7 protein-coding genes and 1 pseudogene are annotated in these 6,987 nt (G+C 69.2%); 5 read left to right on the forward strand and 3 right to left on the reverse strand.

The window, feature by feature from the left end; all coding sequences use genetic code 11:
• Positions 1–117 precede the first annotated feature (117 nt).
• From RM423_RS19200 to RM423_RS19210, 3 genes are all read right to left on the reverse strand, one after another.
• Complete coding sequence (locus tag RM423_RS19200) at positions 118–702, reverse strand: class F sortase (RefSeq protein ID WP_311424659.1); 585 nt, start codon at positions 700–702, stop codon at positions 118–120.
• Entirely contained in the window at positions 699–1,019 is a 321-nt protein-coding gene (locus tag RM423_RS19205; RefSeq protein ID WP_311424660.1) for a hypothetical protein, read from the reverse strand. The genes RM423_RS19200 and RM423_RS19205 overlap by 4 nt, the downstream gene beginning before the upstream one ends.
• Positions 1,020–1,167: 148 nt before the next feature.
• Positions 1,168–2,274, reverse strand: coding sequence for a GlxA family transcriptional regulator (locus tag RM423_RS19210; protein ID WP_311424661.1), 1,107 nt, complete (start codon positions 2,272–2,274; stop codon positions 1,168–1,170).
• Positions 2,275–2,344: 70 nt separating this feature from the next.
• Between RM423_RS19210 and RM423_RS19215 the strand changes: the two genes are divergently transcribed.
• The 5 genes and pseudogenes from RM423_RS19215 to RM423_RS19235 all read left to right on the forward strand — a co-directional run.
• A complete protein-coding gene (locus RM423_RS19215; RefSeq protein WP_311424662.1) occupies positions 2,345–3,790 on the forward strand; it encodes an aldehyde dehydrogenase in 1,446 nt (481 codons plus the stop codon).
• Between the two features lie 85 nt (positions 3,791–3,875).
• Positions 3,876–4,127, forward strand: coding sequence for a hypothetical protein (locus RM423_RS19220; protein ID WP_311424663.1), 252 nt, complete (start codon positions 3,876–3,878; stop codon positions 4,125–4,127).
• Between the two features lie 127 nt (positions 4,128–4,254).
• Positions 4,255–5,058: a polysaccharide deacetylase family protein gene (locus RM423_RS19225; RefSeq protein ID WP_311424664.1), complete on the forward strand. Its 804-nt coding sequence runs from the start codon at positions 4,255–4,257 to the stop codon at positions 5,056–5,058.
• Complete coding sequence (locus RM423_RS19230; protein ID WP_311424665.1) at positions 5,055–6,053, forward strand: NmrA/HSCARG family protein; 999 nt, start codon at positions 5,055–5,057, stop codon at positions 6,051–6,053. The genes RM423_RS19225 and RM423_RS19230 overlap by 4 nt, the downstream gene beginning before the upstream one ends.
• A gap of 163 nt (positions 6,054–6,216) precedes the next feature.
• Positions 6,217–6,860: pseudogene (locus RM423_RS19235) on the forward strand (transposase); the annotation flags it as partial.
• Positions 6,861–6,987 lie beyond the last annotated feature (127 nt).

The following is a 6,987-nucleotide window of genomic DNA, read 5'->3' on the forward strand; positions in this document are numbered from 1 at the left end:
CCGCCCCTGACCACGGACAGCCTCGTTCGACCCGTCCCGCAAGGCTCCCCTCTCGGACAAGATCCGGCGTCCCGTGCAGCGGGCGAACGGCCACATAGCGATGCAGCACCGCGTCAACTACCGCTGCAAGTCACAGTCGACCGGTGGGCCGACGTGGGACGGGACCACAAATGCGATTGTGGCCACGCGAGTGTGTGTCCGCCCGAGCAGCGGCTTAGCGATAACCTGCACCGTGTTACCGCCCCTCTCGGCGGGGATCATTGTGGCGGGGACGGCGTAGGTGACGATGTTGTCGTCGTACTGGCGCGCGGCGCTGTTGAACGGGCCACCGCAAGTGATCAGCGCCAGTCGGGAGTGGCCGGTGGTCGCGAAAATGTCTCTGGGCAAGGCGTCTTTGTGGTAAGTGCGCTGGGCGACTATCACGTAGCGGTGCTCGCCCTGTTCTGAGTCCACGATCATGATGTCGCCGAGGTTCAAATGGCCGACGACGGCCAGCGCTCCGAGTCCTTGCCGGGCGCTGTCGACGTGGCCGTCGAGCACGCGGGTGCCGCTGACGGCGCCCGGGGACGGCCCCTCGGACCACCACCCGAGGGTGTGCACGTCGTCCGGTACGGCCAGTGCCCCACCGACGACGTCGACTCCGACGACCGGAGCATCGAGGTGCACGGAGGGGATGACCAGCCGCGTGGGCCGCATCGTCATCGGGCTGGTGGCGGTTCCTGGCCGCACGGGGGCACTCCTGTCTGGCCGCGCACTCCTGTCTGGCCGATGCCGGGGCGTGATTCCTCGGGACGTAGCAGGGCTGTGGCTCCTGGCGTGCTATCCCCGAGGACCGGGACTCTGCCGGCTGCCGGCACGACGAACTGGCGACCAGGGGCCGGCCCTTCGGCCAGCGCCACGCCGGCACCGGCGGTCAGGGCGACGACGAGCAGGACGCCCAGCAGGGCACGAGCCGTGGATCTGCCCCGGTGGGCGTCGACTCCGCCGCCGGCCCCGCTCACCGGATGTTCGACGGTCACGGAGACAGCACCGGTGAATCCCCCGCTCACCGAATCGTCTTCAAGCCTTCGCAAGCTTGTGTCCGCGGGTGATCACTCCGGGTACGGTGGAATGACAGCGGGCGAGTACATACCGCCTTCGCTCAACCAGCGCTTCGCCATAAACCTCTTATGCCACCCCTCGCCCGGTCGAGGAACACACCGGGCCGGAGAGCGGGTCCTGGTGGTGTGCGGCGCCCGGACTGCTGGTGGCCGTCAGGGCGAGCGTCACCGGTGCCGGCGAGCCGGCGGTGTGCGTGCTCGTGCCGTTCGAGCCGGTTGCGGCGTAGGTGCGCCGGTAGGCCCCCGGTGACAAGCCGACGGACGCCTGCAGGTGCTTGCGCAGCAGGACCGGGTCGGCGAACCCGGCGGCGGAGGCGACTTGCCCGACGCTGAGGTCGGTGGACTCCAGCAGTGACCGTGCGTGGTCGACCCGGCGCTGGTTGATCCATTGGTGGGGGCTTTGCCCAACCTCGGCGCGGAACCGGCGGGTGAAGGTGCGCACGCTCATGTTGGCGTGCCGGGAAAGATCGGTGAGCGAGAGCGGTTCTGCGAGCCGATCGAGGATCCACAGGCGAGTCGTCGAGGTCGAGTTGTCCGCATCGGGCGGCAGCGGGTGGTCGATGAACTGGGCTTGGCCGCCGTCGCGCCAGGGAGCGACGACGCAGCGTCGGGCGGCGGCGTTCGCCACCGATGCGCCGTGGTCGCGGCGCACCAGGTGCAGGCACAGGTCGATGCCCGCAGCTACCCCGGCTCCGGTGAGGACGCGTCCGTTGTCCACGAAGAGCACCTCCGGGTCGACGTCTACCTTAGGGAACAACCGGGCGAGCTCGCCGCACAGGCCCCAGTGAGTCGTCGCTCCTTGGCCGTCGAGTAGGCCGACAGCAGCCAGCAGGAACGCCGACGTGCAGAGACTGACGATGCGGGTGTGTGGCCGGATGAGCTCCAGGGCGGCACCCACCTCCGGTGGCACCTTGGCCACGGCGAGCAGCCCTGCGGCGGGCTCGTGCGTCGCGATGACGACGGTGTCCGCGCGCGCAAGCAGGGTGTGGTCGTGCTGCACCGTGATGCTGAAGTCCTGGTTGGTGCGCACCGGCCGCCCTCCCAGCGAGCAGGTGGACACCTCGTACAGCTGCCGCCCGGCCGCGTCCACCGCTTGGTGCAAGACGCACGCCGGGATGCTGAGGTCGAAGGGCATGACCCCGTCGAGGGCGAGAACGGCCACGCGGTGCGACATGGCCCGAATGTTACCTTCAATGTCCCACGAGCCAGTTCCGCGGCTGCGTCCACTGAGTCACGCTGCTGCTATGACATTGCATCGCGACTCCTTCTTCATCGGCGGCGAGTGGGTCGCCCCGCGCTCCTCGCAGCGCATTACGGTCATCGACGCCACGACCGAAGAGGTGCTGGGCAGCGCCCCTGAGGGGCAGGACGCCGATGTCGACGCGGCTGTGGCGGCGGCCCGACGCGCGTTCGACGACCCGACCGGCTGGTCGACCTGGGCACCTGAGCAGCGGGCCCGCGTCATGCGCCGGCTCGCTGATGCGCTCGACGACCGCAAGGACGAGCTCACGCGCCTGGTATGTCGCGAGAACGGCATGCCGATGGCGCTGGCCCAGATGCTCGAGGGGGCGCTGCCCAGCCTGTTGCTGCGCTACTACGCCGACCTGGTCTGCCAGACCCCCGTCGAAGAGGTCCGGGACGGCATGTTCGGGCGCCCGGTCGTCGTGCGCCGCGAAGCCATCGGGGTTGCTGCCGCCATCGTGCCGTGGAACGCGCCCCAGACCCTCGCCTCGGGCAAGCACGCCCCCGCCCTGGCGGCCGGCGCGACGCTGGTCCTCAAGCCCTCCCCTGAGACGGCGCTGGACTCCTACCTGTTCGCCGAGGCGGCAATGGAGGCCGGCGTCCCCGCCGGCGTGATCAACATCGTGCCGGCAGACCGCGAGGTCGGCGCCTACCTGGTGGGGCACCCCGGCGTCGACAAGGTGGCCTTCACCGGGTCCAGCGCCGTCGGCCGCCGGGTCGCCGAGACCTGCGGCCGCCTGCTGCGACCGGTGACGCTGGAACTCGGCGGTAAGTCGGCGGCGATCGTGCTGGAGGACGCCGACCTCAACCCCGAACTCATGCGCCAAGAGTTTTTCGCCGCCACGATGATGAACAACGGCCAGTCGTGCTTCGCCAGCACCCGCGTGCTCGCGCCGCGCAGCCGGTACGGCGAGGTCGTCGACGCGGTCGCGGCGCTGGCCGAGTCGCTGCAGGTGGGGGACCCGCTGGACCCGGCGACCCAGGTCGGGCCGTTGGCCAGCGCTCGCCAGCGCGACCGGGTCGAGGGCTACATCGCCAAGGGCAAGGGCGAAGGGTCCCGGCTCGTCGTCGGCGGCGGCCGGCCGGCCCACCTGGACCGCGGCTGGTACGTCGAGCCCACCGTGTTCGCCGACGTGCACAACGCCCAGGTCATCGCGCAGGAAGAAATCTTCGGCCCGGTGCTGGTGGTCACGCCATACGAGGACGAGCGCGACGCCGTCCGCATCGCCAACGACTCCGACTTCGGCCTAGGCGGCTCGGTGTGGACGCGCGACGCCGAGCACGGCCTGGAAGTCGCGCGCCAGGTCCGTACCGGCTCCATCGGCATCAACCAGTACATGACCGACCCGATCGCGCCCTTCGGGGGTGTCAAAGGTAGCGGCCTGGGCCGCGAGCTGGGCCCCGAGGGACTGGCGAACTACCAGCAGCTCAAGTCCATCTACCTCTGACCCGACCTCCGGGTGGCTCAGCCTCATGCGCCTGCCTGACCACCACCATACCGACCGTCTCTGTCGACGAACCAGGGAGTCACCAATGAAGACCCAAGCTGCCATCTGTTGGGAGCGGCGGACCGAGTGGTCGGTGGAGGAGGCCGAGCACGACCCACCCAAGGCCGGCGAGGTCCTGGTGCGCATCGGCGCCTCCGGCCTGTGTGTCACTGCGACGAGCACATCGTGCAAGGGCGGCTTCCCGTTCCTGCTGCCGATCGATGGCGGTCACGAGGGCGCCGGACCGGCAGCGCTGCGAGAGGCCCTCGACGACGTGCGCCGGACCGGCGGCCCGTGACATGGTCGCCGGTCCGCGCGCTCGGTCCAGGCGGTCGGGGCTGCAGATGCCGCCGCAACCCTCGCAGGGAGGATCTCCTTTGGCGCGTGAAGTAACGACCTGGCCGGGCGACCGGAAGGTCGCGGTCATGGTAACGGTCGCGCTGGAGCTGTGGTCGGAAGGTCACTGGCCGGTGTACGCCCCCATGGCTGCCGCATGGCCCTTACCGGGTGTACCTGACGCGCACAGTGTCTCCTGGTCCGAGTACGGGGCGACGACCGGAGTGTGGCGCCTGCTTGACATCATGGCGGCTCGCGGCATGCTCGCGACCTTCGGCACGAGTTCCACGGTCGCTGACCGGTTCCCCGACGCCGTGCTCGCCGTACACGCTGCAGGACACGAGATCGCCGCGCATTCGGTGTCCCAGGACGTCCTGCCGGTGCACCTTGACGTGTCCGACGAACGCGACAACATCCGTCGGTGCGTCGACACGTTCGAGGCGCTCACCGGCGCCCGGCCGACCGGCTGGATGAGTCCGCGCGCGACCGCTACGGCACACACCGCTGCGCTGCTCACCGAGGCCGGCTACTCGTGGTCGGGCGACTACAACGACCGGGAGCTGCCGTACGTCGTGCCGACGCCGCGCGGCCCGCTGGTGGCCATCATGCACAGCGACTTCACCGACGTGCGCGGCGCCATGGCCGGACCACGGACCTACCGAGACGTCCACCGAGAGCTGCTCGACCACCTCCTCCGGGCCCCGGGACCCGGGATCCTCAACCTGACGATCCACGCGCACGTCGGGGGGCGGCCGCTCCTGGCCGACATGTTCGACCAGGTCCTCGACCACGTCCAGCAGGCGGGCGACCACGTGTGGGTCGCCACGCACCAGCAGGTGGCAGCGCACGTGCTCCACCAGACCGCACAACCCGAAGGAGTGCACCGACCATGAACCAGACCCTTGTCATCGGCGGAACCGGCGCGATGGGCAGCACAGTCGTCAGACACCTGCTCCAAGCGTCCGACGGTGCCGTGAGCGTCCTCACCCGTAATCCGCAGTCCGAACAGGCCGTCGAGCTGACCACGCACGGTGGTGGTCGGGTGAGGATGGTCCAGGGCGACGTAAACGACCCGGGCAGCCTGAGCAAGGCCATGGCTGACGTCGCGCGCGTCTTCTGCAACACGGACTTCTTCTCCACCAGGAGCGCTGTCGGCGAGTACCGGCAAGGACTCGCCGCGCTGGAGGCAGCGCGCGGCGCCGACGTCGAAAAATTCGTGTGGTCGTCTCTGGACAGCGCCGTCACCTTGACGCACGGACGCCTTCCGGTGCCGCACTACGACGGCAAGGCCGCCGTCGCAGCGCACATCAACCTGCAACGGTCCGAGGAAATGATGCAGCAGGAGGTGGACGGCTGGTACAGCGAGCACGTCTCGGTCCTGACCACAGCGCCGTACATGGAGAACTTCCAGCTACGGCTGGCTCCGCAGCCAGGGCGCCTGCCAGATGGGCGCGACGGGCTGACCTTCGTGCTGCCGCTGGGCGACGGCAGATACCCGCTGATCAGCCTTGAGGACATCGCCTGGTTCGCGGTACACATGTTCGAGAACTGGCAGGCCTGGGGCGCCCGCGATCTGTCAATCGTCGCCGACAGCCTGACCGGCGAAGAAATCGCGGCTGCGTTCGAGCGCGTAACAGGAACGCCGACCGCCTACGCGCCGTTGCCGCTCGAGGTGCTGCGAGCATCCGTTCCCGACGTCGGGCACGACTTTGCCGCAATGTTCCAGCTCTTCCAGGAACGCGACGTGCTGGGCCAGGACCGCGACACCGAATTGCTGCACAAGATCCACCCGGGGCTGCTGACCTTCGAGGACTGGCTGCGGACGACCGGGTGGGACGGTACCGAGCAGCAGGTCCAAAAATTCCCGGTTCGCCTGCCCGAACACTAACCCGGGGCTTTCATGGTGACGGCGCGTTGATCAATTTAAAAGGGCTCCAAGCCAGACAGGATCAGGGTTGTCGAGGCCATGATCACGTCAAGCGAGGAGCACCTTCAGGGTGAAGAGTAACGGGCTGTATCCGCGCGTGCGGACCGACACGGCCGGGACCGCGATGGTGTCGCAGGGTGGGGCGGTCGAGCTGGTCGAGACCGTCCGGATCGTTGGGCTGGACCGGGCGCTGTCAGAGGCGTTGGTGCCGTGGCGCAAGCCGAACGCTGCGCACAACCCCGGCAAGATCATCATCGACCTGGCGCTCTCGCTGGCCGTTGGCGGTGACTGCCTGGCCGACATCGCGGTGCTGCGGGACCAACCGCGTGTGTTCGGGGCGGTGGCCTCGGATCCGACGGTGTCCCGGTTGGTCGACACCCTCGCCGCCGATGCCGGCAAGGCCCTGGCGGCGATCGACTCCGCCCGGGCGGCGACTCGGGGCAGCGTGTGGGCGCTGGCCGGGGCCGACGCGCCGAATCATCAAGCCAGCGTTGATGAGCCGGTGATCGTCGACCTCGACGCGACCCTGCTGACCGCGCACTCGGACAAGGAACAGGCGGCGCCGACGTTCAAGCGCGGGTTCGGGTTCCACCCACTGCTCAGCTTCCTCGACCACGGCCCGGACGGCACCGGCGAGCCGTTGTCGTTCCTGCTGCGCCGCGGCAACGCAGGGTCGAACACCGCCGCCGACACATCGCGGTCGCCAAGAGAGCCCTCGCGCAGCTGCCCGACCACCGGCCCGTTAAGTTACGAATTCCTGGCGCAGGACACTAGGTCGTGACGCTGGTGTGGCCGAGGACGGCGAGTAGCTGCAGCATGTCGTGGCTGGGGGTGCCTGGGGTGGCGGTGAAGACGAGCAGGGCGTGGTCGGTGTCGGGGTCGATCAGGGTTTGGC

The sequence above is a fragment of the Jatrophihabitans lederbergiae genome, assembly GCF_031845305.1.
Classification (GTDB): Bacteria; Actinomycetota; Actinomycetes; order Mycobacteriales; family Jatrophihabitantaceae; genus Jatrophihabitans_A; species Jatrophihabitans_A lederbergiae.